This window comes from Mycobacterium sp. (assembly GCF_050701675.1).
In the GTDB taxonomy this organism is placed as follows: domain Bacteria; phylum Actinomycetota; class Actinomycetes; order Mycobacteriales; family Mycobacteriaceae; genus Mycobacterium.
Genome location: NZ_JBOGDD010000608.1, coordinates 1 through 1,712, shown reverse-complemented (window position 1 = coordinate 1,712; position 1,712 = coordinate 1). Strand labels below are relative to the sequence as shown.

At 66.1% G+C, this 1,712-nt stretch carries 3 protein-coding genes; 2 read left to right on the top strand and 1 reads right to left on the bottom strand.

From position 1 onward, the window contains the following. Positions 1–236 (top strand): SDR family oxidoreductase (locus ACRDUX_RS18740; protein WP_526415523.1); only part of this gene is annotated, 236 nt, incomplete at its 5' end. A 10-nt stretch (positions 237–246) separates the two neighbouring features. On the opposite strand, the gene ACRDUX_RS18735 is transcribed toward ACRDUX_RS18740, so the two are convergent. Next, positions 247–1,332: a phosphotransferase family protein gene (locus tag ACRDUX_RS18735; protein WP_526415522.1), complete on the bottom strand. Its 1,086-nt coding sequence runs from the start codon at positions 1,330–1,332 to the stop codon at positions 247–249. 43 nt (positions 1,333–1,375) lie between these two features. Here ACRDUX_RS18735 and ACRDUX_RS18730 point away from each other — a divergent pair. Further along, on the top strand, positions 1,376–1,712 hold a 337-nt coding region (locus ACRDUX_RS18730; protein WP_526415521.1), incomplete at its 3' end, for an LLM class flavin-dependent oxidoreductase.

The window sequence follows — 1,712 nt, the reverse complement described above, 5'->3', positions numbered from 1 at the left end:
ACAGTGTGCATCCCGGGCCGGTCAACACGCCGATGGGCGGCGGGGACATGATCGCCGCATTGTTCGCCGCGATCGAGACCAACCCCACGCTCAACAACATGGGCACACCGTTCCTCCCGCAGTGGGCATGCGAGCCAGAGGACGTCGCGGCCGCTGTGTGTTGGTTGGCCTCGGACGAGTCGCGCTTCGTCACGGCCACGCGGCTGTCGGTCGACCAAGGCATGGCGCAGTTCTAGTTCGGCAGAATTACACTTGATCGAGGTACCGCTCGACCAATGTGACCGCCGCCTGCGGATAGCTCTGAGCCGTAACGGTATCCAGTCCGTCACGAATTAGGAGTCGCGCGAGTCGGTTGTTGATCAGTGACAGCACGAAGGCAGCCACCAGTTGGTAATACACGATGTTGCCGGTGAGCGTGCCGCCGAACTCCTGGTAGCGGCGCACGATCTCCTCGTCGTCGGGAACGCCGGGCAGGCGGGTGAATCCCAGCGATTCGCACAGGAAGCGCTCGAACATCAGCCACCAGCCGAGGTCGATGTCGGGCGGCCCCGTCCCCGCCGTCTCCCAGTCGAACAGCGCGACGACCGACAGATCGTCGCCGAAGCTCATGTTCCCGACCCGCGCGTCACCCCACACGACCGTCTCGGCGTCGGTGTCGGGAGCCGAATCGAGGATCACCGTCAACGCCTCCGCCAGCGTGTCGGCGCCGACGTCCTGGTCGGCACGGCACCACTCGTACCAGTCTGCGAGCTTGTCTAGATAACGCTGCAGCGCCGTGCGAGTGGAGTCCGCCTCGCCGCGGAGGAAGCCAAGAGTCAGGGGGTCATCGATGTGATGGAGATCGACGAGTGCACGTAAACCGTTGTTGCACAGCAGCGCGCGATCCGCTGGCGAGAGTTCGACGGTCCAGCCCCGTTTGTGCCAGCTCGGTACGTCCGACGGAGTCCGGCCCAAGACCCTTCGCATCAGATAGAAGGGTGACCCGAGAGCCGACCCGTCGCGTTCGATGCCGAGGACGTCCGGCACCGGGATGCCATTGGCGCCGAGTCGCTGCATCACCTCGGCCTGTCGCGGAGCATCGGGTACGGTGAACAGCTGATGATCGTCGGCCTGGGCGCGCAACACCAGATCCTCGGCATGACGAGCGCCGGCGGGATCTGTCCAGGTGGCAGTGAAGAACGCCGTCCGGCCGGAGTAGCCCGCCTGTGGGGCGGTGAACTCGGAGATGCCGAGGTCGGTCGCGCCTGCGGGTGCCAGTCGGTCAGGCAGCCAACTGCGCATGACGTCGCTCACCCGGTCGCCGACGTCACCGCGCCCCGACTGATATGCCATCAGCATCCTTTCGAAAACTGAACACTACTGTCAGAATAGCGGAATGACATCCGATCGATTCGGCCGCATCGCGCTCGGCGCCTACGTGTTGCCCGGGCGCGTCACCGATCCCGGCGCCGTGGTCGGTCAGGCGCGGGCGGCGCAGCGCCTCGGACTCCAGACGGTGTGGCTCAGCGAGCGGTGGGGGACCAAGGACCTCGGGGTGATCGCCGGGGCGGCCAGTCAGGTCACCTCGACCGTCCAGATTGCCTCGGGCATCACACATTTGCAGTCACGCCATCCCGCGCTCCTGGCATCCCTGGCGATGACCGCGCAGGGACTCTCGGGTGGGCGGTTCGTCCTCGGCGTTGGGCGCTCGGTCGACGCCATGTGGGCGGCCG